We start from the raw sequence: 22,420 nt of genomic DNA, 5'->3' as shown, positions 1-22,420 counted from the left end.
TACCAGCAAAGGCAAACTCATGAGCGCAGAACTATTGATCAATGTTACCCCGCAAGAATCACGGGTTGCCTTACTCGAAAATGGCTGTTTGCAAGAAGTGCTGATAGAACGTACTTCCCGCAAAGGCATTGTTGGTAATATTTACAAAGGCAAAGTCTGTCGTGTATTACCGGGGATGGAGGCGGCTTTTATCGACATTGGCTTGGAAAAATCTGCTTTCTTACATGCTTCAGATTTGACTCATCCTTCCCTCGAAGAATTTCAAAGCACGATCCCTCGTCCTACGCTGCAAATCAGCGAACTATTGTACGAAGGCAAAAAGCTATTAGTGCAAGTCATTAAAGACCCATTAGGCACAAAGGGAGCGCGTTTGACCACGCATGTCACCATTCCCTCGCGTTTTCTGGTGTTGATGCCTGATAACAATAATGTGGGTGTTTCCGGCAAAATTGAAGAGGGCAGTGAACGTGAACGCTTGCGGGGAATCATTGAGCAGCTAAGAACCGAATTTGGTGATGAGCACGGTTATATCGTGCGCACTGCCGCAGAGGGCATTAGCGAAGATGACCTACGGCGTGACATGAAGTTTTTACGTAAACTCTGGGAAAGTATTACAAAAACATCGCTAGAGTCAGCCGCGCCAACGTTGGTCTATTCCGACCTGCCGCTCGTATTGCGTGTCTTGCGTGACATGGTGGGGGAGAAGATCAGCAAAGTATTAATTGATTCGCGAGAAACAGCGACTAAAGTCATTGAATTTAGCCAAAAATATATTCCTGATCTCGCGAGTGTCATTGATCATTACCCCGGTGAACGCCCCATTTTTGATTTGCATGGCGTGGAGGAAGAAATTCAGAAAGCCTTGCAGCGCAAAGTGCCGCTCAAATCGGGAGGCTATTTGATCATCGACCAAACCGAAGCGATGACGACCATTGACGTGAATACGGGCGGTTTTGTTGGTAGCCGTAATCTGGAAGAAACCATTTTCCGTACCAATTTGGAAGCAGCGCAAACCATTGCCCGCCAATTACGGCTGCGCAACTTGGGCGGCATTATCATCATTGACTTCATTGACATGCTGCAACACGACCACCGCCAACAGGTATTAAAGTTGTTGGAGAAGTCGTTGGAACGCGATTATGCCAAAACCTATGTGTGTGATGTTTCACCACTCGGTTTGGTGGAGATGACCCGCAAACGCACCCGCGAAAGTTTGGAACATATTCTCTGCCAACCTTGTCCATGTTGTAACGGCAATGGGTTTGTCAAAAGCGCGGAAACGGTTTGCTACGAGGTGTTCCGTGAGATCTTGCGGGCAGTGCGCCAGTTCGATGCGCGTGAATTGTTGGTGCTGGCCTCGCAGGAAGTGGTGGATTTATTGCTGGATGAGGAGTCCGACAGTTTGGCAGAATTGCAGCAATTCGTGGGGATTCCGATTCGCTTGCAGGTAGAATCACTTTATACGCAGGAGCATTTCGACGTTGTACTTCTCTAGGAGGCAGGGCGGTTTTGTATTACGCCTCACCTACCTGCTACTGACTTTCTTTTTTCATTGGGCTATTTTTCTGGTGGCGCTGGTGGGGCTGGCGCAGCTCTGGTTGCCGCTTGTTGACGACTATAAAGGCATACTAGAAGAAGAGTTGTCTAGCTTTATTGGCAACCCGATCAGCATCGGGCAAATTCGTGTCGATAGTGACGGCGACGACATGCTGTGGGTATTAGAAAATCTGCAATTGACGGAACGTTCTGGGCAATCGCCCATCCAAATTCGCCAACTGGCGTTGACGGTGGATTGGCGTGAAAGTCTGCGGACGTTACGGCTGCAACCGGCTGAGATTCGGTTGGAAGGGGTAGAGTTTATTCTGCGGCAGCAGGCGAATGCATTGCCGGATATTCAGGGTTTAACCTTTCCGTTGCCGGGGCAAAAAAATACCGTATTGAATATTGAACGCCAATCCCCCATACGTATTAGCATTAACAGCGGTTTTGTCCATTGGATGGATGTGACGAATCACCGGACGTTGACACTCAGTGACCTGCAATTCATGGGTGAAATTTTACCGAATGAAATCACCTTGCAGGCCGATGCCTTGTTTCCTCCCGCGATTGGTGAAACCTTGGGGGTTGATGCGGTGTTGCATCAAGTGGATGACGCCGATGGTACATCGCAATGGGCTGGCAGTTTGCATACCCGTACTCATATTTTTAATCTTGCGGCACTGCCATCACCCGTACTGCAACAATACGGGGTAAACGCGGGTGGCTTGAAGTTGGATGCGACTATCCAGGCAGACGTGGGTAAGCCGTTACATATCCGTGGTGAAGGTGAGATTCAGCATTTGGGCTGGGCTGGCAATGCACGTGCTCCTGCGATGCAAGGTATTAATGCAACATTTACCGCAGCAAACGAAGGTGGAAGCGTTAAGGTCAATATCAACGATAGCAAGTTGAGTTACCCGCAGTGGTTTGAAAAAACGTTACACTTGGATACGTTAACAGCGGAACTGGAGTGGCAAGTCAAAGCGGATGGTTGGCATTGGCAACTTGGTCATTTAAAAGCTGAAAACCCGGATATTACGCTGCAAGGTCAGGGCAGTATGGGACTGCCGACTGCTCAGCCTCCAAACATTGATTTGAACATGACGTTTGCCACACGCCGCATTTTGGATAATGTGCGTGATTATATTCCGGCGATTATTCCCGATAACACCGAAGAGTGGTTGAAAACCGCGATTGTGAACGGTTATGTGCCTAAAGGTGAGTTTGTGTTACGTGGGAATCCGGCTGATTTTCCGTTTCAACAGAAGCCGGGCATGTTTGACATTCGTTTTGACATTGAAAATGGGGTACTGGCGTATTTACCCGAATGGCCTGCTGCGCATGAGGTAAAGGGAGAGTTACATTTTCATAACGCTGATATGAATGCCACTGTCTACAGTGCGCGGATTATGGAATTGGGGGTGACAGGGGGCACTGTCGCTATTCCGAATATGCATACGCACGATAATCACCTATTACTCGATTTGCAGACACAAGGCAATTTGCAGGCGCACATGAATTATCTGCAAGAGGCAGCGATTGGGCGTCAGTTGCGTGATTTTATGCAAGTCGCACGTTTTTCGGGTGATTCAGCTTTGCGCCTGAAACTGGATGTGCCACTGAAAAAGACTACGTTAGACCAACAAGGCGTGGTGGTGGATGGCGTGGTTAGCTTGTTGGGGAACAGTTTTTCGATCCCCGAATACCAACAGACCTTCACCCAACTAAAGGGTAATGTGCATTTTGATCAGCATGGCGTGAATGCCACCGGCGCAACAGGGCAATACCGGCAACAACCGCTCAAACTAGCGGCGAGTACCGATAACGCTAAAGGGATTATTCGCGTTGATTTACAACAGCAACAGCAGCCCGGTGTATTTTTGCCTGAAAGTTTAGCCAGCTTACGCCAGTACCTACATGGTTTTGCGCTAGTGGATACCCATTTGGAATTGCCTGCATTTAATGTCAAAGCAGGTAAAGCACTCAATCGTTTGAAAGTGTCGGCTCGCAGTCAGTTGCAAGGGGTCGGGATTAATCTACCGTCGCCTTTCGGGAAAGCAGCGTCTGATTCGCGTGAGTTAGCGGTAGACGTTGAATTACCGTTTGATTCCGCTCAACCTTGGCAAGCAGCGGTCGCTTTGGGTAAACAGTTGGGGATAAACGCACGTTTGCCTCATAAGGGTGAGCAGCTTCCCGCTATCGGCATTCGTTTCGATGATAAACCTGTCAATCTGCCGACTAGTGGTATTCAGCTTGGTGGGGCATTGGCAGAATTCGATTTATTGGCATGGCAAGGTTTGGGGCTGATAACGGGGGCAGGCACTGCCTCGGCTGCGACACCACTTGAGCTGCAAGCTGACCTGAGTGTTGGTCGTCTACTGTTGGGCAAGCAGTCGTTGGGCAAAGCGGATGTGCGGGTGAGTGGTTCCGATATTCTCAAAGCACATATACGTGCGGATAAATTACAAGCCAATGTTCACCTGCCGTTCAACGCGTTGGCAAGTGGGCGTGTGAATATTGATTTGCAGGGTGTTGATCTTGATCAACTGGGCGAACACTTGCCGGGTAACAAATCGACGGCGGGAACGGGGCTGTCTCCGGCGGACTTCCCCTCCATGCGTTTCACTTGCACGGATTGCCGGAAGGGGGATTTTCCGCTTCAGCACTTGATTCTCAACTTGAATAAATCGCGTGACGAACTGTTGATTGAGATGTTGAATATCCGTCACCCTCTGATGGCCTTATCAGCTTCCAATGGGCGTTGGTATAAGGATGCGGATGGCACAGCCCGTACTGAACTGACCGCTACCGCAACTATCGCTGAGCCTGGGAAGCTCTTGGCTGAACCGGGTAAGGAAGCTGCACTGCAAGGTGGTTCGTTACACGCCAATGCGCGTTTACAGTGGCAAGGTGCACCTTTTAGTTTTGCTTTAGCCAACTTGACGGGTGAGATTGATGCCACGTTTGGTAAGGGTAGTCTGGCGGATGTCGACCCCGGTTTGGGACGCTTGCTAGGTTTGCTGAATACACAACGCTTGCCGAACCGTTTGGCCTTGGATTTTCGGGATATGACTGCCAAAGGGGTAGCCTTTGATGCTATCAATGGCAGTTTTCAGTTGGAAAATGGCATTCTGAAAACGCACGACACACTCATCGAAGCGGCTGCGTTGGTGGCGGGTATTGAGGGGAGCCTTGATCTTAACCGCAAAACCTTGCATCACACGGTTACAGTGATACCAAACTTGCGTTCTGCCTTGCCGGTGGTGGGGGCAGCAGTCGGTGGTTTAGGGGGAGGAGCTGCGATGCTGCTGTTCAATTCACTTACCGAAAAAAGTGCTGAACATCAATTGCAAACGGCGGGTGGGCTGCGCTATCAGGTCACCGGTTCATGGAAAAAACCAGAAGTCGTCGAATTAAAACCACCATTCAAAAAGACGAATGTTGATGTTTTAGCGCATTGAACAGACAATGAGACCAAGCATACAAGTAAGTGGAGAATAAGCATGGCGTTAATCGCAGCACTACAAATGGCCGCAGGCCCTCAAGTTCAGGCTAACTTGATGGAAGCCGGGCGGTTGATTAAGGAAGCAGCAGCACGCGGCGCAGGTATGGTGGTGTTGCCTGAAACCTTTGCCATGATGGGTGCAGATGAAGCTGACAAAGTGAAAGTGGCAGAAACCTTTGGTAATGGGCCTATCCAGACATTTCTTAGCCAGCAAGCACGCAAGTACGGTGTTTGGATTGTCGCGGGTACTATTCCGATTCGTTCCGGCGATCCGGCGCGTTCGTATGCCGCCTCGCTGATGTATGACGATAAAGGCAAGGTAGTAGCGCGTTACGATAAAATTCACCTCTTCGATGTCATGCTCAGTGAGAATCAAGAAGTGTATACCGAGAGTGATACCACAGTGCCGGGTAACAACCCAGTGGTCGTGGACACACCGTTTGGTAAAGTTGGTATGTCGGTGTGTTACGACTTGCGTTTCCCGGAACTGTATCGACGCTTATCCGAACAGGGGGCGCAAATTTTGGTGATTCCCTCGGCATTTACTGAATTGACAGGTAAGGCGCATTGGGAGGTGTTGTTGCGTGCCCGTGCGATTGAAAACCTCTGCTATGTGGTTGCCCCCGGACAAGGTGGTTATCATGTTAGCGGACGTACCACCTATGGTCACAGCATGATTGTGGATTACTGGGGGCGAGTGCGTGGTGTATGCGAAAAAGGCGCGGGTGTGGTGTTAGCAGACATCGACCTTGAGGCGTTGGAACAAACGCGCAAAACGTTCCCGGTACTTTCGCATCGCTGTCCTAAAGACAATATCAATCAAGGAACATCATGAAACAGGCATACGATTTTGCCCGCGAGGCTTTTTTTGCTCCGACGGGTCTGAGTGAACAGCATCTGGAACAGGTGTTTAGTCAGCTTTTAACCAAAGACACGACCTTGGCTGATTTGTATTTCCAGTCTGCCCGCTATGAATCGTGGGGTTTGGAAGAAGGCATTATCAAAAGCGGTAGCTACAGCATTGAGCAAGGTGTTGGCGTGCGCTCCGTATGCGGTGAGCAAACGGGCTTTGCGTATAGCGGTGAAATTACGCTGCCTGCTTTATTGGAGTCAGCGAAAGCAGCGCGAGCGATCAGCCGTGCTGGGCAATCGGGTTCCGTGAATGCGTGGACAGTGCGTACTCCACAACGTCCACTTTATGGTATGGATGACCCACTGAATTCATTATCAGAAGACGATAAAATCAGTTTTCTGCGTCAGATTGACAGCATTGCTCGCGCCACCAGCCCTTATGTACAACAAGTCATGGCGAACATGGTAGCCGTGCACGAAATTATTCTGGTTGTTGATGAAACCGGACGCATGACTGCCGACGTCCGCCCCTTAGTCCGTGCTAACGTTTCCGTGATTGTGGAGCGTAACGGGCAAACCGAAAGCGCAACCGCAGGTGGTGGCGGGCGTTTCAACCTCGATTTTTTCCTCAATGGGAATAAAGCGCAAGAATATGCCGAAGAGGCTGTACGTAAGGCGTTAATCAATTTGGATGCAGAAGCAGCCCCGGCTGGGAATATGACCGTTGTGTTAGGCAATGGCTGGCCGGGTGTATTGCTACATGAAGCGATTGGTCATGGTTTGGAAGGTGATTTCAACCGCAAAGGGACATCAGCGTTTGCGGGGCGTATCGGTGAACAAGTCGCCGCTAAAGGGATTACGGTGGTGGATGATGGTACGCTCGAACAGCGTCGTGGTTCCTTAAGCGTGGATGATGAGGGTACACAAACCCAATGCACGACGCTGATTGAAGACGGCATTCTCAAAGGTTATTTATTTGACCGTCAGAATGCGACGTTGATGGGGACGCAATCCACCGGCAATGGTCGCCGTCAGTCTTACGCCAACTTGCCAATGCCGCGCATGACCAATACTTACATGCGGGCGGGTGAGTATGACCCTGCTGAAATCATTGCTTCAGTCGATAAAGGCATTTACGCCGTCAATTTCTCTGGCGGGCAAGTCGACATTACGTCGGGTAAATTCGTGTTTTCTGCCTCTGAAGCTTATCAAATCGAAAACGGCAAGCTTGGCAAACCGTTGAAAAATGCCACGCTGATTGGCAATGGCCCAGATGTATTAACCCGTGTCAGCATGGTCGGCAATGATTTGCAACTGGATACCGGCATCGGGGTGTGCGGTAAAGATGGGCAAAGCGTACCCGTGGGCGTGGGTCAACCAACACTTCGGGTTGACGGTTTAACCGTCGGCGGCACAGCGACAGCATAAGGATAACCACCATGATTGAACTCGAAAACCGTTTCGACATTGCGACCGAATTTCAGGCGATGGCGGAGCATGTGCTGGCTGCGGCTAAAGCCAAAGGTGCGACGGCTGCCGAACTTGACCTTGACAAGGGGACGGGGCTTTCCGTCGAAGTACGTATGGGGCAGGTCGATAAGTTGCAGTACCACCGCGATCAGGGCATTAATCTCACGGTTTACTTTGGGCATCGCAAAGGCTATGCCTCTACGGGGGATTTTTCGCCGCCAGCGTTGGCGGATACCTTGGATGCGGCCTGCCGGATTGCACGTTATACCTCGGAAGATGCTTTCAATGGTTTGGCTGATGCGGAACGCATGGCAACGGAATTTCCTAAGCTGGACTTGTACCACCCGTGGGAACTGGACGCAGACATGGCGATTGACATGGCGCTGCAAACCGAAGCGGTAGCGCGTGAGCATGATGCCCGCATCACCAATAGCGAAGGCGCGAGTGTGGATAGCTACGCGGGTATGAGCTTGTACGCCAATTCACACGGTTTCATGGGGATCAACCATAGCACGCGGCATTCCCTGAGTTGTTCGGTGGTGGCGCAAGAAGGTGAATCCATGCAGCGTGATTATTGGTACAGTGTGTCGCGTGTACCGAGCTTGTTGGAATCTGCGGATAGCGTGGGGGCAGAAGCGGCGCAACGCACTGTGCGGCGTTTGAATGCACGTTCACTGTCCACCCGTGAAGCACCTGTATTATTTGTGCCGCAAATGGCACGTGGCTTGATTGGGCAATTGGTATCAGCCATCAGTGGTAGTTCGCAATACCGCAAGGCCAGTTTTTTGCTGAATTCCATGGGACAACAAGCCTTCCCCGATTTCGTGCAATTGCGTGAAGATCCCTTTATTCGTCAAGCACTGGGTAGCCGTTCTTATGATGCGGAAGGGGTGGCAACGCAAGCGCGTGACATTGTGAAAGATGGCATTATTCAGGGCTATTTCCTTGGCAGCTACAGCGCTCGTAAATTGGGAATGCAAAGTACCGGTAGTGCCAGTGGCGCAAGCAATTTATTGTTGGCGGATACGGGCAAGAGCTTTCCTGATCTGTTGGCAGAAATGGGTACTGGCCTGATGGTAACGGAGTTAATCGGTAATGGTATTAATGGCATTACCGGTGACTATTCGCGGGGTGCAGTGGGTTACTGGGTTGAAAATGGCATGATCGTGCACCCTGTTGAGGAAGTAACCATTGCGGGCAATCTAAAGGATATGTTCAAAGGCATTGTCGCGATCGGTGATGATGTGGATGAGCGTGGTAGTATCCGTACCGGTTCGATTTTGATTGATAAGATGACCATTGCAGGTCAGTAATTTACCCCTTCATCTACAAAGGAAGTTTATGAGTCAGTTTGAGAATGTCAGCGTTAACAAAACCGCTAATGTGTATTTTGATGGTAAGTGTGTCAGCCACACGGTAACGTTGGCGGATGGTACGCGTAAAAGCGTTGGCGTTATTTTGCCATCTACGCTGACCTTCAATACCGGTGCGCCGGAAATCATGGAGTTGCTGCAAGGTCGTTGTAACGTCCGTTTGGCTGGCACTGAAACATGGACAGCGTATGCAGGTGGTCAATCGTTCGAGGTGGGTGCGAACTCATCGTTCGATATTGAAACTTTAGAAGACCTGCACTACGTATGCCATTTTGGTTGATTAAACGCTTAGATGTTGGATGGGACGTGTTAGCGCGTTTCCATCCAGTGTTGCCTGATTGTTTGCTAGTTTAAGTCTGCCTTCCACAAACCATTTCACCACTTGTGGGTAAATAACGTGTTCTTGCGTTTGAATACGTTGTGCCAAACTCGTTTCTGTATCGCTTGGTAATACCGGCACTTTGGCCTGCATAATGACGGGGCCACCATCCAGTTCAGGGGTGACGAAATGCACACTCACACCGTGTTCATGACCGCCATCTTCCAGTACACGCCGATGGGTGTGGATGCCTTTGTACAAGGGCAAGAGAGAAGGGTGGATGTTGAGCATCCGTCCTTCATAGTGGCGTACAAAATCAGGTGTGAGGATGCGCATAAAACCTGCCAATACCACCAAGTCAGGTTGGTAAGTATCAATGCGCTGTTGTAAGGCTTGGTCAAATGCTTCGCGACTGGCAAAGTCTTGATGACTTAATACTGCCGTCGGAATATCAGCCTCTGCTGCCCGTTGTAATCCATAAGCATCCGCACGGTTGCTGATGACAGCCGTAATCCTCGCTGCCAAGCGACCCGTGTGGATCGCCTTGATGAGTGCTTGCAGATTACTGCCGCTGCCAGAAATCAGCACGACCAGATTCGGTAGTGCTGTTGTGTTATTAAGCGACATATTCAACAAAGGGGGTATCGCTGTCTGAGGTATCCATTGCACCAATTTGCCATGCCTTGATGTTTTCTAGGCGGCAGGTACTGATGATTTCTTCGGATTTGTCGGCTGGAATGACTAGAATCATACCAATGCCACAATTGAAGGTACGCAGCATTTCTTCCTCAGAAACACCGCCTTGTGCTTGCAACCAGTTAAAAATCTCCGGTCGTTGCCAACTGCTTAAGCTGATTTTGGCTTTGGTGCGGGCAGGCAGAACACGCGGCAAGTTTTCAGTCAAGCCACCGCCGGTGATGTGCGCAACTGCGTGCAGGTCATAACGCCGCATCAAACCGAGGATAGCTTTGACGTAAATGCGCGTCGGCTCTAATAAAGTACGCCCTAACGTGCTGTCACCAAAGGGGTCATCCAGCGATGCACCACTGACTTCGAGAATTTTACGGATGAGGGAATAGCCGTTGGAGTGTGGGCCGCTGGATGCAAGGCCAATCAAGACGTCGTTACGGTGGACGCGGGAGTTATCCAGAATATTGTCACGCTCGACGACGCCGACGCAGAAGCCAGCAAGGTCGAAATCATCGCCGTGATACATGCCCGGCATTTCGGCGGTTTCGCCACCTGCAAGTGCAGCACCTGCTTGAGAGCAACCTTCTGCAATGCCGCCAATGACTTTTTCCGCGACATCCACATCAAGCTTGCCAGTGGCATAGTAGTCGAGGAAAAACAGCGGTTCTGCGCCACTAACAATAATATCGTTGACACACATGGCCACTAAGTCGATGCCGATGGTATCGTAAATGCCAGTGTCTATCGCCAATCTAAGTTTTGTGCCCACACCATCTGTGCCAGAAACCAGTACGGGGTGCTTGTAGTGGGAGGGAATCGACATTAGTGCGCCAAAACCACCTAAGCCTCCCAACATTTCAGGACGTTTAGTGCGTTGTGCGAGGGGTTTAATACGTTCTACCAGATTATTGCCTGCATCAATATCAACGCCAGCATCACGGTAAGTTAGAGAGGGTTTGCTTGAATCCATTAAGCCTGTCTCGATTAGGGCAGTCATAAAAGGTGGATTCTAACATAGCCACCCCATGGCTGACAGACAGAAAACCAAACCTTTCCTGGAAAAAGTACTAGAAATCCAGTCGCATTTTAAGTAGTATACGCATCCTTCGGAGAGCTGGTCGAGTGGTCGAAGGCGGCGGTCTTGAAAACCGTTGAGGGTTAAACCTCCGGGGGTTCGAATCCCTCGCTCTCCGCCATATTTTTGTACGGTAATGACCGACAAAGCACGAAAGCCCGCTACACAGCGGGTTTTTTTGTGTCTGGATACAGCCCAAAGTACTGTGCAAGCGGTTACAGTTGTAATCGAAAATGGTTTGTTTCATGGCAGTCGCCGTGAAGTTTTATTCCTGCTGCGGGCGACACCCAAGGTATGGACGGTAATCTTTTGCGACTTGTCTCTGCGAAACTCACGAGAATTACCCTATTATGACCCCGACCAAAACGGGCGGAAAATCATCGGGCGCTGAAATGGCGTAACGCCTTGAAAAAATTGGTGCCCGGAGCCGGACTCGAACCGGCACGCTGTTACCAGCGAGAGATTTTAAGTCTCTTGTGTCTACCGATTTCACCATCCGGGCAAGGAGGAACAAGGTAGGGCGCTAATCTTACACAACTCTGGTTCTCGCTTCCAGCACTTGTTTCAAATAATCTGTCGAGAAACGTTATACTGTTTGCCATTGTCAGTTTTAACGGGAAATAAACGTATCATGCAACACTGGATAGCTGTTTTTCTGAGTATGAGCCTTGTCTATAGCACACATGTGCAAGCAGGGTGTACCGCTCCCAATTTCAACACTTGGTTGAGTACTTTTAAAGAGGATGCGATAGCTTCGGGGCTAAAGCCTGCTTTGCTGGAGAGTATCTTAGGTAAGTTACAACCGGATGCTACCGTGATCCAGAGGGATCGGTCGCAGCAAGTGTTTGCACAAGATTTCCTGACCTTTGCCACGAAAAAAGTGAGTGGCAATCGTTTGGGGCTGGGAAAAGCCAACCTAAAAAAGCACGCTGCTTTATTCAAACGTATTGAGCAAACCTATGCCGTACCAGCACCTGTTCTGACCGCATTATGGGGGCTGGAAACGGATTTTGGCGCAGTTACCGGTGATTTTTCCACCTTACGTTCCTTGTTGACGTTGGCGCACGATTGTCGCCGCCCGGAGATGTTTCGTATCGAGTTGCTCAGTGCCTTGCAATTGGTACAAAAAGGTGATTTGACGCCCGCTAAAATGCGTGGTGCTTGGGCGGGCGAAATCGGGCAATTACAATTTCTGGCATCCCGCTACGATCAATATGCGGTCGATTTTAATAATGATGGACACCGTGACTTGATCCATACCAGCGCTGATGCGCTGGCTTCGGGGGCAAACATGCTTAAGTCCAGTGGTTGGCAAAGCGGTGAACCCTGGCTGCAAGAAGTGAAGGTACCTGCCGACATGGATTGGTCGTTAGCACGTTTGGATAACAAATTACCTTTAGAAGACTGGGCAACCCAAGGGGTGAGTGATGCGGACGGTAGTCCGCTTAGTGGTACTGGTATCGCCGCGTTATTGCTGCCGATGGGTAGAAATGGCCCCGCTTTCCTCGCTTATCCCAATTTTGATGTTTTTTTGCAATGGAATGAGTCTACGGTGTATTCCTTGACCGCTGCGTATTTTGCAACGCGCTTAGTCGGTGCGCCTGCGATGCGTAAAGGTAATGCGCCTGTTGTTGTGTTATCTACGGCTCAAACCAAAGCGTTACAAGCGAAGTTACAAGCGCAAGGGATGAGCATTTCCAAAGTGGACGGCATTATTGGTGAAGAAACTCGTCACGCCGTGCGCCAAGCCCAGCAAAAACTGGGGCTACCGGTGGATGGCTACCCTGATCCTGAATTGCTGGCACGTTTATAATGCAGTAACATTACCCACCGCAAAAAGGGTAACAGGTACGGCAACTAATAATGCTTGCCGAATTTATGGATCATACAACACGGTTGGTTTCATTAGTGGATATACAACTTTCACAGCGCGTTGGGCGGGTCAAACCTTCGCCTACACTGGCTATTACTGCATTAGCCGCTCAACTTAAAGCGTCAGGCCGCGACATCATCGGTTTGGGGGCAGGTGAGCCTGATTTTGATACCCCTGAGCACATTAAGCAAGCCGGTATTGAAGCCATCCAGAAAGGTGAAACCCGTTATACCGCCGTGGACGGTACGCCTGCTTTGAAACAAGCCATTATTCGCAAATTTAAGCGTGATAATGGTTTGGATTTTACCCCAAAACAAATTTTGGTATCGTGTGGTGGTAAGCAAAGTTTCTATAACTTGTGTCAAGCCATGTTAAATGCGGGCGATGAAGTGATTATTCCAGCGCCTTACTGGGTTTCTTATCCCGATATGGTGTTGTTAGCGGATGCGGTTCCCGTCATCGTTGCAGCCGGTCAGCGCGAACACTTCAAGTTATCCGCTGCCAAGTTGGAGGCGGCAATTACCCCGAAAACACGTCTGTTTGTGATTAATAGCCCCTCGAATCCCACGGGTGTTGCTTACACGTTGGAAGAGTTAGCAGCTTTGGGGGAAGTCTTACGTCGTCACCCTCAGGTGTTGATTGCGACAGATGATATGTATGAGCATGTGCTGTTTGAAGGTAGAAAGTTCGTCAATATTTTGGATGCGTGCCCGGATTTATATGCGCGAACCATCGTACTGAACGGTGTTTCCAAAGCCTATTCCATGACCGGTTGGCGAATTGGTTATGCTGGCGGCCCTGAAAAGCTGATTCAGGCGATGAATATCATTCAGTCACAAAGTACCTCCAATCCGACCTCTATTTCACAATATGCGGCAGTGGTAGCCTTGGATGGCGATCAAAGCTTTATTCAAACCATGGTAAGTGCGTTTGAACAGCGTCATGCCTTTGTATTGAAAGCCTTTAATGCGATGGAGGGGGTGGAATGTTTGCCTGCTGATGGTACTTTCTACAGCTTCCCTAATGTCGAGGGCATGATCAAACGTTTGGGGCTAGAAAATGACGCAGCACTGGCTAGTTATTTATTGGATAAAACCGGGGTGGCGGTCGTGCCGGGTTCCGCTTTCGGCTTAGAGGGACATATCCGTATCTCATTTGCGACCAGTATGGCGAACTTAGAAAATGCCTTAGGTCGTATCGCTTCAGTTTAATGGAAATACGGGCGGGATAATCAGTCCTGCCCATATCCCTGTATTATTGCTTTGAGTATACAGGGTAGTGCGTTTCAAAATGGGTAAGCACCAATTCCTGCAACACAATGAATTCATTATGTTGCAATAAATCCCGGTAAAATTTTTCCCCTAGTAATGTACGCAGTTTTTCGTACAAATCAGGTGGTACTATACGTGTATCAACGGTTTCCTGAGAAATGGGGTGGTTTTTCAAACGTGCATCGACTGGCGATGCCATCAGTAGTGTAGCGGCTACCAACAAGGCGATCACACAGTTGTTCTGACCAAGCATACGCGTTACCTCTATCTGTGTCCTAGCAAGTTCATCAAGAGCATAGGCTTATTATTGTTCGCATTGCTCTGGAGGGCTGTGAGCAGGTTCACACTTATAGAGTTTTTTTATATTTTTTTGGAAAAAATGCTTGACTTTATGTCAATCACGGTAACGTAGCACTAAATCTGTATAGGCATCAATGCGACGATCACGTAAATAAGGCCACCAGCGCCGTACTTGTTCGGTTCTGTCTAAATCTACCGTCACGACCAATTCCGTGACGCTGCTGGTATCGGCTTGGGCGAGTAATTCACCCTGCCAGCCGACGATCATGCTGGAACCCCAAAATTGACTGCCTGCGGTTTGCCCGCTAGGGTCACATTCAAAGCCGATCCGATTGGCACTGAGCACGGGAATATTGTTAGCCACTGCATGGGAACGTTGAATGGTTATCCACGCATCACGCTGGCGTGCTTGTTCTTCTGCGGTATCCTGAGGATTCCAGCCGATGGCAGTTGGGTAGAGTAATAGTTCTGCACCAGCTAAAGCCATTAAGCGGGCTGCTTCGGGATACCACTGATCCCAGCAAACTAACACACCTAGGGTTGCTATACTGGTTTTAATGGGTGTGAAACCTAGGTCGCCGGGTGTAAAGTAGAATTTCTCGTAATAACCTGGATCGTCGGGGATATGCATCTTACGGTATTTGCCTGCAATACTACCATCAGTATCTAGAACTACCGCTGTGTTGTGATACAGACCGACAGCACGTTTTTCAAATAATGAACAGACGATCACAATACCGAGTTCAGCAGCGAGTTCACCCAAGGTGTGAGTGCTAGGGCCGGGAATGGTTTCTGCCAGATCAAAGTAATCAGTATTTTCTATCTGGCAGAAATATAAACCGGTGTGTAGCTCTTGCAACATTACCAATTGCGCACCTTGTGCGGCAGCACGGCGAATACCCGCGATGCTGTGTTCCAGATTGGTGTGGTAGTCGGCAGTGTTGCCATGTTGGACAACAGCAACGGTTATGTTACGGCTCATCGGCTTATGACCTTGTGGGGAATTTGCATGGTGATACAGTGAAGGCTGCCATTTTGGGCAATCAGGGCGCGGCAATCAATCGGAATGATTTCATGTTGCGGGAAGGCTGCTTGCATTTGCTCGATGGCTACAGGGTCGAAACATTCATCGGCATAAACGGGCAGTAACACGGCTCCGTTGATAATCAAGAAGTTGACGTAACTGGCTGGCAAGCGTCTCCCATCTTCATAAATGGCGGCTGGTAAAGGAATCGGGAATAGACGATACGGTTCACCATTGGCTTGGCGTAACGTCAGGAGTTCTTTTTCCATGGCAAGTAAGGGTTTGTAATGCGAATCGGTGGGATCCGTACAACTCATGTACACGATGCTGTGTGGGTCAGCAAAGCGTGCCAAGGTGTCGATGTGTGCGTCAGTGTCATCGCCTTCTAAGTGACCGTGTGCTAACCATAGGATACGCGAAACACCTAGGGCTTTGCGCAATTCCGTTTCGATAGTAGCTTTGTCGAGTGTGGGGTTGCGGTTGGGGTTGAGCAGGCAAATTTCAGTGGTTAGCAAGGTACCTTGCCCGTCGGTTTCGAGACTACCACCTTCCATGACCAAGCTGTGTGTTTCGAATGTGTTGCTATCAAGCAAGGGGTGCTTGACTAAGCGTTGGTTGATCGCATTGTCTTGCGATGCGCTGAATTTTCCACCCCACGCATTGAAAGTAAAATCCAGCAACACCGGTTGACCATTATGCAACACCGTGATAAAGCCAAAGTCTCGTGCCCAAGTATCATCATAGGGTATTGTGACAAACTGCACACGTTGCGGGTGGTAGGGCAGTGTGCTTAACACGGATTGAATGTGTGTTTGGTGAGGGAGATCATGACACAGCAATAGCACGTTTTCACGTTGGCTGATAGCGCTGACGATTTCGGCATAACAGGTCTCTGCTGAGGCTAGATTGTCTGCCCAGTCGGTATCGGGGTGTGGCCAGGCCAGCAACACGCCCCATTGTGGATGCCATTCGGCAAGAAAATCACGGTTTTCCATCAGATTGGTCACATCGTCAGCTAACAAAGCGGCGATTATACAAAGCTGCTTGGCTGAGAGCGACTGTTATTCTAATGAATGCTCGGTGAGTGTTTTCCCCCTGTTTGCTTGTAGCTATTTACCTAAAGCGCTACAAAGGTGGGACAATACTTATATTGAATCATTATTAAGGATTACATCGTCATGATTAAGCAACTTTTCGGGTTAGTGTTGAGCTTTTTCAGTGCTGCTTCTGTGTTGGCTGAACCTGTAGCTGGTTCTGCAACCGATAATGGGTGTCCGGCAGCGTTAAATTTCACTTTGCGTGAATTGGGTTCTGAGAAGCGTGTTAACTTGTGTGAAGCATACAAAGGCAAAGTGGTGTTGATGGTCAATACGGCAAGTAAATGCGGTTTCACCCCACAGTTTGACGGTTTGGAGAAGTTGTACAGTGATTATAAAGACCGTGGTTTAGTGGTATTAGGGTTTCCTTCCAATGATTTTGCTGGGCAAGACCCCGGTTCAGAAAAAGAGATCAAAGATTTTTGTGAGTTAACTTACGGGGTTAAATTCCCGATGTTTGAGAAAACCCAAGTGCTCAAAGATAACGCTTCGCCGCTTTACAAAGTGTTGGGGGAAATGGCGGGTGAACACCCAAGCTGGAACTTTCATAAATACGTGCTGAATACCAAGGGTGAGCTTATCGGTAGTTTTTCCAGCTTTGTTACCCCGCAAAGTGATAAGCTGGTGAAGTTAATTGAAGCGAACTTGCCATAATGCAGCATGACGAGAAAATAAAAATTGGGATCAGCAGTTGCCTGTTAGGGCAAGCCGTCCGTTTTGATGGTGGGCATAAACGTGATGGTTATATTACTGGCACGTTAGGGCTGTACTTTGACTTTGTACCCTTGTGCCCGGAGATTGGCGCAGGTTTGGGTGTTCCCCGCCCTACCATGCACTTGGTTCGTAAGGATGGGAGATTACGCGCAGTCAATGTTAAAGACACCAGCATTGACCATACCGAAGCCTTGGAGCATTACTTTAATCAAGTGCAGACCCCCTTACAGGTGGTGAGTGGTTATATTTTGAAAAAGAACTCCCCCAGTTGTGGGATGGAACGGGTCAAAGTGTATTCTGTGTTAAAACACAATGTACCCCCCGAACGCGATGGGGTTGGGATTTTTGCACATGCCTTGAGGGAGCAATTCCCCTTATTGCCTATCGAAGAGGAAGGGCGCTTGTGTGATCCTGTGTTGCGGGAAAATTTTATCCAGCGTGTCTTTATTTACCACCGTTGGCAACAGTTACAGGTAGCAGGTTTAAAGCCGGGTGATTTGGTTGATTTCCATGCTGACCATAAATATATCCTGATGGCACATGATCAAGACATTGCCCGTGAATTGGGGCAAATGGTTGCACAAGTTGGGACAGTGACAGACTTTTCCGTGTTAGCCACTCACTACTTACGCTTATTAATGACCGCTTTGGAAAAACGGGTGACACGTGGGCAACATGCCAATGTGCTGATGCACTTGATGGGGTATCTGAAAGGTGGCATTGATGCGGCGGATCGGCAGGAAATGCTGGATACGATTCACCAATACCGTCATGGCTATGTACCGTTAGTTGTGCCGATTACGTTGTTGAAGCATCATTTTCGGCGGCATCCGCAACCGTATATTGAGCGCCAGCATTACTTGAACCCGCATCCGCGTGAGTTGATGCTTAGGAACCAGTTGTAAGCATCTCCGCCGCTAATGCCCGTGTTGCAGGGGTGATTTCTACCCCACCAATCATTCGCGCTACTTCTTCCACCCGTTGCGCTTGTGTCAGATGCACAATGCCCGTGCTGGTATATTCCGCGCCTTTGATCTTGGTTACTTTGTAATGCTGGTGTGCTTGCGAGGCGACTTGCGGTAAGTGTGTCACACACAGCACTTGGCGGTTTGTGCCGAGGGTACGGAGTTGTTTGCCGACGACCTCAGCGATACCGCCACCGATACCGGTATCGACTTCATCGAAAATCAGTGCAGGCAAGGTAACTTTCTGTGCCGCAATCATTTGAATCGCCAAACTAATGCGTGACAGTTCACCGCCAGAGGCGACTTTCATCAGCGGTTTTAGTGGCTGACCAGGGTTAGCGCTGACGCTGAAGTCGATGCTGTCCATGCCGGTTGCCTGAAACGTGTTGGCGGAATCATGAGCAACTTGAATGGCAAATTTGCCGCCTTGCATTCCCAGTTGTTGCATGGCGTGCGAAACACCCGCAGAGAGTTGTTGGGCGGCTTGCTGACGGGCTTGACTGAGTAAGCTGGCTTGTTCCCGGTAGCTTGCAGTCGCCGCTTGTAACTGTTGTTCCAGCGCATTGAGGTCGTAATCGCCGCCGCCGAGTTGTTCCAGTTCTTGTTGAATGTTAGCTAAACGCGTGGGGAGTTCGTGCGGTTCGGTACGATATTTGCGGGCAAGGCTGCGAATGTCGGCAATGCGATTGTCGACCCATTGCAGCCGTGCAGGGTCGAGATCAAGACCCTCGGCATAATCACGCAATTGTGAGGCCGCTTCTTGTACTTGAATTTGTGCGCTGGTGAGTAATTCCAGCGAAGGCTCTAGTTGGGCATCCACCCGTACTTGCTGGCTGAGGTCATGGATCAGGCGGCCCAAGGCTGAATATAGCGACGGTTCGTCGTCGTAGAGTTGTGCATAACCCTGTGCGGCTGTCGCCCGGAGTTGTTCGGCATTGGCGAGGCGGTTGAGTTCTTCGTCAAGTTGCTCGGCTTCGTCGGGTTGCAACGCCAGGGTTTCGAGTTCTTGTGATTGGAAGCGGAGCAGGTCGATACGCTCTTGATGCTGTTGGTTTTGACTGCTTAACAGGGTGACGCGCTCATGCAGTTTTTTCCATGCTGACCAAGCACGGCGGGTGTTATCGAGTAGCGCCTCGTTAGCTGCGAAAGCATCCAACATTTGGCGTTGCGCGTCTTTTTTCATCAGTGACTGGTGTTCGTGCTGACCGTGGATGTCGACCAATTGTTCGCCCAGTTCGCGCAATTGTGTCAGGTTAGCGGGAGAACCGTTGATCCATGCCCGTGATTTGCCCTGTGCGGAAATGACGCGGCGGAGGATGCAGGTGTCGTCTGTACCTTCCATGCTTTGTGCTTCTAACCACACACGGGCGGAAGGTGTTTGGGTAATGTCGACGCTCAGGGTGATTTCAGCTTTGTCTGCACCGTGCCGTACCGTGCTGCTATCGGCTTTGTCGCCCAGCACTAAACCGATGGCATCCAGTAGGATGGATTTTCCCGCACCCGTTTCGCCCGTTAATGCGGTCATGCCGGGGTGTAGTTCTAGTTCCAATGTGTCGATAATCGCAAAATCGCGAATGTGGATATGTGTCAGCATGGTTTACGGTTGCACTCCCCAATGCAGTTTTTCACGCAAAATATGGTAGTAATCGTAGCTTTGCGGGTGTAACAAACGCACTTTTTCTGGGCGAGTGTGGATACGTATTAGATCACCCGATTCCAGTTCAATATTGTTTTGCCCATCAAAGGATAAGCGAGCAGGAATGTCGCGGTCTTCACATAATGTAATCTCGATCACGCTTTGATTGCTAATGACTAACGGGCGGTCAGTGAGTGTATGCGGGCAAATCGGTACTAGGGCAATCGCTTGTAGGGCAGGGTGCATGATCGGGCCACCACTGGAAAGCGCGTAAGCCGTTGAACCTGTGGGGGTTGTAACGACTAGACCATCAGCACGTTGGGTATTGACGAAATGCCCATCGATATAGGTGGTGAACTCAATCATGCGAATTTCATTGCGCACATGCAGTACCACGTCGTTGAGTGCATCGCCGCTACCGAGAAGCTCATCGTCACGGATGGCATCGGCATGTAGCACAAAGCGTGTTTCTTCTTTGTATTGTCCACTAAGAATATGTTCGACTTGGGTAAGCATTTCATCAGGTGAAATATCGACTAAAAACCCCAAGCGTCCTAGATTAATGCCGATAAGTGGTACTTCATGATCGGCGAGTAAACGCCCGGTTGCCAGTAACGTGCCATCACCGCCGACCACAATAGCAAGGTCAATGTGGCGTGCCAGTGCGTCGGAGGGCATGGTAGGCAAACCTAAAATGATGCCTGCATTACGGTCGCAATGTACCTCAAAACCCTGCTGGATAAGAAAGGCATGTAACTGAAACAGTGTGTTATCCACACGGGTATCGTTGGGTTTGGTGAACAGGCCGATGTGAGAAAACAGGTTCATAACCGATGCTTGTCTGAGTAAAGTTGCAAGGCTGGCAAAGCTGCGGATAAATTGCAAGTTAAACAGGCTTGTATCTAACGGGCTTTGCCCCTATAACTATTAGCATGACAATGATACCGCACCCAGAACTCAACGAACGCGCCCGCCACATCCTCAAAGTGTTGGTGGAAAGCTATATCCAAGATGGACAGCCCGTCGGTTCACGCAACCTTGCCCGCAGTAGTGGCTTGGATTTGAGCGCTGCCACGATTCGCAATGTGATGGCGGATTTGGAAGAGATGGGGTATATCCGCGCACCGCATACCTCGGCGGGGCGTATTCCCACCTCTCAAGGCTACCGCCTCTTCGTGGATGTGTTGGTCAATATTAAGCCGCTGGAACAGCACGCTATGCACATTCTGCAAGGGCAGTTGAAGGCGGAACGTGACCCCGCCGCGTTAATCCAATCCGCCTCCAGCTTGCTTTCCGGCATTACTCAACTGACGGGTGTGGTGAGTTTGCCGCGCCGCAATCCTTCGTCCATCCGCCAGATTGAATTTCTGAGCTTATCGAGTCGGCAAGTGCTGGCGATTCTGGTGATGAACCGCAATGAAGTGCAAAACCGCATTATCCAACTCGATGCGGATGTGAGTTCTTCGGAGTTGCAACAAGCCGCTAATTTCCTCAACGAACGCTTGATCGGCAAAGATTTGCAGCAAGCCCGTGCTGCCTTGCTGGAAGAAATGCGCGAACACCGCGAAGACATGAACCGCATGATGCTCTCCGCGATTGAATTGGGTGAAAAAGCAGTTGCCGATTTAGGCGATAAGAAGGAAGAGGATTGCGTGATTGCGGGTGAAACCAATCTGATGGGCTACGATGACTTATCCGATATCCACAAATTACGTGAACTGTTTGCAGCCTTTACCCGCAAACGCGATATTTTGGGGTTGCTGGACAAGTGTTTGCAGGCGGATGGGGTGAAAATCTTCATCGGGCGTGAATCAGGACAAGCGGTATTCGATGAGTGTAGTTTAGTAACAGCACCCTATGAAGTAGATGGTGAACAGTTGGGCGTGTTGGGGGTGATCGGCCCTAAGCGTATGCCCTATGAGCGCGTGATTCCAGTGGTGGATATTACCGCAAAACTGTTAAGTTTGGCGTTAAAATCACGTTCGTGAGGATTTATTCGGAGACAAATTCTAACATGCGCAATATTTTTTATTGGGTTTGCTTAGTGGGGGTGTCGTTTCCTGCTTCAGCGGATGAGCCTGCAGCAGGCGCTACCCGTGAAGCGTTGGAAAAGTGGTTCGAGGAAGATACTTTAACTAAAACTAATGCGGATGAGATTAACGAAGGTTCACTGGATTTCCTGAATCAAGCACCTGTTGGAGAAGCGCTTCACCATCATCAAAATAAGGTCAAGATTACCGCTGAATCATTGGATGAAGGCTGGGCGCAACTTGAACAATGCCACGATAATCTGGATCAGGCTGCTGCGATGCAAATCACTTTTCGCGATGGCTACATACGTGACATGCGGGTAACGGAGCAACGCAACATTGGCAAAGCATGGGTAGAAGGTTCTAGCGTACAACTGAGTAAGGTCGGTGAAAATGCGCGTATTTGTTTGCAGGCGCATACGCGTGCCTTACGGTTTCAGGATGATGGTACGTATGTTTTGGTGAATGGCCCTTACATGCGTAAGTTTTTGGATGGTTATTACCCAATGCGGGTTTCTATGCAGATTGAGTACCCAGCGAATTTACTAAAAGTAGGAACGGTTACACCCAGTATTCAACCTGGTTTTGCCCTACAGCAGCAAGAAGGTGTGGTGGGATTTGATGCGTTATTTGAGGGGGAATTGCGTACCTCCATCCAATTTGAGGCGACCCACTGACACACATCAC

The 22,420-nt window shown here is 49.6% G+C and carries 19 protein-coding genes and 2 tRNA genes; 13 read left to right on the top strand and 8 right to left on the bottom strand.

The window, feature by feature from the left end; translation table 11 throughout:
* Positions 1-19: 19 nt before the first annotated feature.
* From rng to ppnP, 6 genes are read left to right on the top strand one after another with little or no spacing between them, the layout of a single operon-like run.
* On the top strand, positions 20-1,495 hold the full coding sequence (gene rng, locus BLV87_RS07015; protein WP_093066802.1) for a ribonuclease G: 1,476 nt from the start codon (positions 20-22) through the stop codon (positions 1,493-1,495).
* The gene (locus BLV87_RS07010; protein ID WP_093066800.1) at positions 1,482-5,000 is read left to right on the top strand and encodes a YhdP family phospholipid transporter; all 3,519 of its coding nucleotides are present in this window, start codon (positions 1,482-1,484) and stop codon (positions 4,998-5,000) included. The genes rng and BLV87_RS07010 overlap by 14 nt, the downstream gene beginning before the upstream one ends.
* 42 nt (positions 5,001-5,042) lie before the next feature.
* Positions 5,043-5,879 (top strand): carbon-nitrogen hydrolase family protein, encoded by an 837-nt coding sequence (locus tag BLV87_RS07005; RefSeq protein ID WP_093066798.1) that lies wholly within the window; start codon positions 5,043-5,045, stop codon positions 5,877-5,879.
* On the top strand, positions 5,876-7,324 hold the full coding sequence (gene tldD / locus BLV87_RS07000) for a metalloprotease TldD (protein WP_093066796.1): 1,449 nt from the start codon (positions 5,876-5,878) through the stop codon (positions 7,322-7,324). Before BLV87_RS07005 ends, tldD begins: the two co-directional genes overlap by 4 nt.
* A gap of 11 nt (positions 7,325-7,335) precedes the next feature.
* The gene (gene pmbA / locus BLV87_RS06995; protein WP_093066794.1) at positions 7,336-8,679 is read left to right on the top strand and encodes a metalloprotease PmbA; all 1,344 of its coding nucleotides are present in this window, start codon (positions 7,336-7,338) and stop codon (positions 8,677-8,679) included.
* Positions 8,680-8,707: 28 nt separating this feature from the next.
* Positions 8,708-9,019 (top strand): pyrimidine/purine nucleoside phosphorylase, encoded by a 312-nt coding sequence (gene ppnP, locus BLV87_RS06990; protein ID WP_093066792.1) that lies wholly within the window; start codon positions 8,708-8,710, stop codon positions 9,017-9,019.
* Here ppnP and purN read toward each other — a convergent pair whose 3' ends face one another.
* Positions 9,020-9,685 carry a phosphoribosylglycinamide formyltransferase gene (gene purN, locus BLV87_RS06985; RefSeq protein ID WP_093066790.1) on the bottom strand — a complete coding sequence of 222 codons (666 nt, stop codon included), beginning with the start codon at positions 9,683-9,685 and terminating at the stop codon, positions 9,020-9,022.
* Positions 9,675-10,718 carry a phosphoribosylformylglycinamidine cyclo-ligase gene (gene purM / locus BLV87_RS06980; protein WP_093066788.1) on the bottom strand — a complete coding sequence of 348 codons (1,044 nt, stop codon included), beginning with the start codon at positions 10,716-10,718 and terminating at the stop codon, positions 9,675-9,677. Before purM ends, purN begins: the two co-directional genes overlap by 11 nt.
* Positions 10,719-10,856: 138 nt before the next feature.
* Between purM and BLV87_RS06975 the strand changes: the two genes are divergently transcribed.
* Positions 10,857-10,944 (top strand) — tRNA-Ser (locus BLV87_RS06975).
* Positions 10,945-11,238: 294 nt separating this feature from the next.
* Here the strand turns inward: BLV87_RS06975 and BLV87_RS06970 are convergent.
* A tRNA-Leu gene (locus tag BLV87_RS06970) sits at positions 11,239-11,325 on the bottom strand.
* A 129-nt stretch (positions 11,326-11,454) separates the two neighbouring features.
* Here BLV87_RS06970 and BLV87_RS06965 point away from each other — a divergent pair.
* Both BLV87_RS06965 and BLV87_RS06960 read left to right on the top strand, forming a co-directional pair.
* On the top strand, positions 11,455-12,636 hold the full coding sequence (locus tag BLV87_RS06965; protein WP_093066786.1) for a lytic murein transglycosylase: 1,182 nt from the start codon (positions 11,455-11,457) through the stop codon (positions 12,634-12,636).
* 95 nt (positions 12,637-12,731) lie between these two features.
* Positions 12,732-13,907 carry a pyridoxal phosphate-dependent aminotransferase gene (locus BLV87_RS06960; protein WP_093066847.1) on the top strand — a complete coding sequence of 392 codons (1,176 nt, stop codon included), beginning with the start codon at positions 12,732-12,734 and terminating at the stop codon, positions 13,905-13,907.
* A 43-nt stretch (positions 13,908-13,950) separates the two neighbouring features.
* Here the strand turns inward: BLV87_RS06960 and BLV87_RS06955 are convergent, their stop codons facing one another.
* The 3 genes from BLV87_RS06955 to BLV87_RS06945 form a co-directional block, all read right to left on the bottom strand.
* A complete protein-coding gene (locus BLV87_RS06955) occupies positions 13,951-14,220 on the bottom strand; it encodes a hypothetical protein (RefSeq protein ID WP_093066784.1) in 270 nt (89 codons plus the stop codon).
* A 141-nt stretch (positions 14,221-14,361) separates the two neighbouring features.
* Positions 14,362-15,249, bottom strand: a complete 888-nt coding sequence (locus BLV87_RS06950) for a carbon-nitrogen hydrolase (protein WP_175517868.1) — start codon at positions 15,247-15,249, stop codon at positions 14,362-14,364.
* Positions 15,246-16,298 (bottom strand): agmatine deiminase family protein, encoded by a 1,053-nt coding sequence (locus BLV87_RS06945; protein WP_245706939.1) that lies wholly within the window; start codon positions 16,296-16,298, stop codon positions 15,246-15,248. Before BLV87_RS06945 ends, BLV87_RS06950 begins: the two co-directional genes overlap by 4 nt.
* Positions 16,299-16,469: 171 nt before the next feature.
* Between BLV87_RS06945 and BLV87_RS06940 the strand changes: the two genes are divergently transcribed.
* Positions 16,470-17,042: a glutathione peroxidase gene (locus tag BLV87_RS06940; RefSeq protein ID WP_093066782.1), complete on the top strand. Its 573-nt coding sequence runs from the start codon at positions 16,470-16,472 to the stop codon at positions 17,040-17,042.
* Positions 17,042-18,007, top strand: a complete 966-nt coding sequence (locus BLV87_RS06935) for a YbgA family protein (RefSeq protein WP_093066780.1) — start codon at positions 17,042-17,044, stop codon at positions 18,005-18,007. The genes BLV87_RS06940 and BLV87_RS06935 overlap by 1 nt, the downstream gene beginning before the upstream one ends.
* On the opposite strand, the gene recN is transcribed toward BLV87_RS06935, so the two are convergent.
* Both recN and BLV87_RS06925 read right to left on the bottom strand, forming a co-directional pair.
* Positions 17,991-19,661, bottom strand: coding sequence for a DNA repair protein RecN (gene recN / locus BLV87_RS06930; protein ID WP_093066778.1), 1,671 nt, complete (start codon positions 19,659-19,661; stop codon positions 17,991-17,993). The genes BLV87_RS06935 and recN overlap by 17 nt on opposite strands.
* Positions 19,662-19,664: 3 nt before the next feature.
* On the bottom strand, positions 19,665-20,531 hold the full coding sequence (locus BLV87_RS06925) for an NAD(+) kinase (protein ID WP_093066776.1): 867 nt from the start codon (positions 20,529-20,531) through the stop codon (positions 19,665-19,667).
* Positions 20,532-20,635: 104 nt separating this feature from the next.
* Between BLV87_RS06925 and hrcA the strand changes: the two genes are divergently transcribed.
* On the top strand, positions 20,636-21,691 hold the full coding sequence (gene hrcA / locus BLV87_RS06920; RefSeq protein ID WP_093066774.1) for a heat-inducible transcriptional repressor HrcA: 1,056 nt from the start codon (positions 20,636-20,638) through the stop codon (positions 21,689-21,691).
* A gap of 26 nt (positions 21,692-21,717) precedes the next feature.
* Positions 21,718-22,410 carry a hypothetical protein gene (locus BLV87_RS06915; protein ID WP_093066772.1) on the top strand — a complete coding sequence of 231 codons (693 nt, stop codon included), beginning with the start codon at positions 21,718-21,720 and terminating at the stop codon, positions 22,408-22,410.
* Positions 22,411-22,420: the final 10 nt, after the last annotated feature.

The organism is Thiothrix caldifontis (assembly GCF_900107695.1).
GTDB classification, from domain to species: Bacteria; Pseudomonadota; Gammaproteobacteria; order Thiotrichales; family Thiotrichaceae; genus Thiothrix; species Thiothrix caldifontis.
The sequence above is the reverse complement of the archived record's forward strand: the minus strand, read 5'-3'. Positions and strand labels throughout refer to the sequence as shown.

Excerpts from the sequence above, each read along its gene's own strand:
- tldD (WP_093066796.1), top strand. The coding sequence starts at position 5,876 with ATGAAACAGGCATACGATTTTGCCCGCGAGGCTTTTTTTGCTCCGACG.
- purN (WP_093066790.1), bottom strand. The coding sequence starts at position 9,685 with ATGTCGCTTAATAACACAACAGCACTACCGAATCTGGTCGTGCTGATT.
- BLV87_RS06950 (WP_175517868.1), bottom strand. The coding sequence starts at position 15,249 with ATGAGCCGTAACATAACCGTTGCTGTTGTCCAACATGGCAACACTGCC.
- rng (WP_093066802.1), top strand. The coding sequence starts at position 20 with ATGAGCGCAGAACTATTGATCAATGTTACCCCGCAAGAATCACGGGTT.
- pmbA (WP_093066794.1), top strand. The coding sequence starts at position 7,336 with ATGATTGAACTCGAAAACCGTTTCGACATTGCGACCGAATTTCAGGCG.
- BLV87_RS06915 (WP_093066772.1), top strand. The coding sequence starts at position 21,718 with ATGCGCAATATTTTTTATTGGGTTTGCTTAGTGGGGGTGTCGTTTCCT.
- ppnP (WP_093066792.1), top strand. The coding sequence starts at position 8,708 with ATGAGTCAGTTTGAGAATGTCAGCGTTAACAAAACCGCTAATGTGTAT.
- recN (WP_093066778.1), bottom strand. The coding sequence starts at position 19,661 with ATGCTGACACATATCCACATTCGCGATTTTGCGATTATCGACACATTG.
- purM (WP_093066788.1), bottom strand. The coding sequence starts at position 10,718 with ATGGATTCAAGCAAACCCTCTCTAACTTACCGTGATGCTGGCGTTGAT.
- hrcA (WP_093066774.1), top strand. The coding sequence starts at position 20,636 with ATGACAATGATACCGCACCCAGAACTCAACGAACGCGCCCGCCACATC.
- BLV87_RS06965 (WP_093066786.1), top strand. The coding sequence starts at position 11,455 with ATGCAACACTGGATAGCTGTTTTTCTGAGTATGAGCCTTGTCTATAGC.
- BLV87_RS07005 (WP_093066798.1), top strand. The coding sequence starts at position 5,043 with ATGGCGTTAATCGCAGCACTACAAATGGCCGCAGGCCCTCAAGTTCAG.
- BLV87_RS06940 (WP_093066782.1), top strand. The coding sequence starts at position 16,470 with ATGATTAAGCAACTTTTCGGGTTAGTGTTGAGCTTTTTCAGTGCTGCT.
- BLV87_RS06925 (WP_093066776.1), bottom strand. The coding sequence starts at position 20,531 with ATGAACCTGTTTTCTCACATCGGCCTGTTCACCAAACCCAACGATACC.
- BLV87_RS06935 (WP_093066780.1), top strand. The coding sequence starts at position 17,042 with ATGCAGCATGACGAGAAAATAAAAATTGGGATCAGCAGTTGCCTGTTA.
- BLV87_RS06955 (WP_093066784.1), bottom strand. The coding sequence starts at position 14,220 with ATGCTTGGTCAGAACAACTGTGTGATCGCCTTGTTGGTAGCCGCTACA.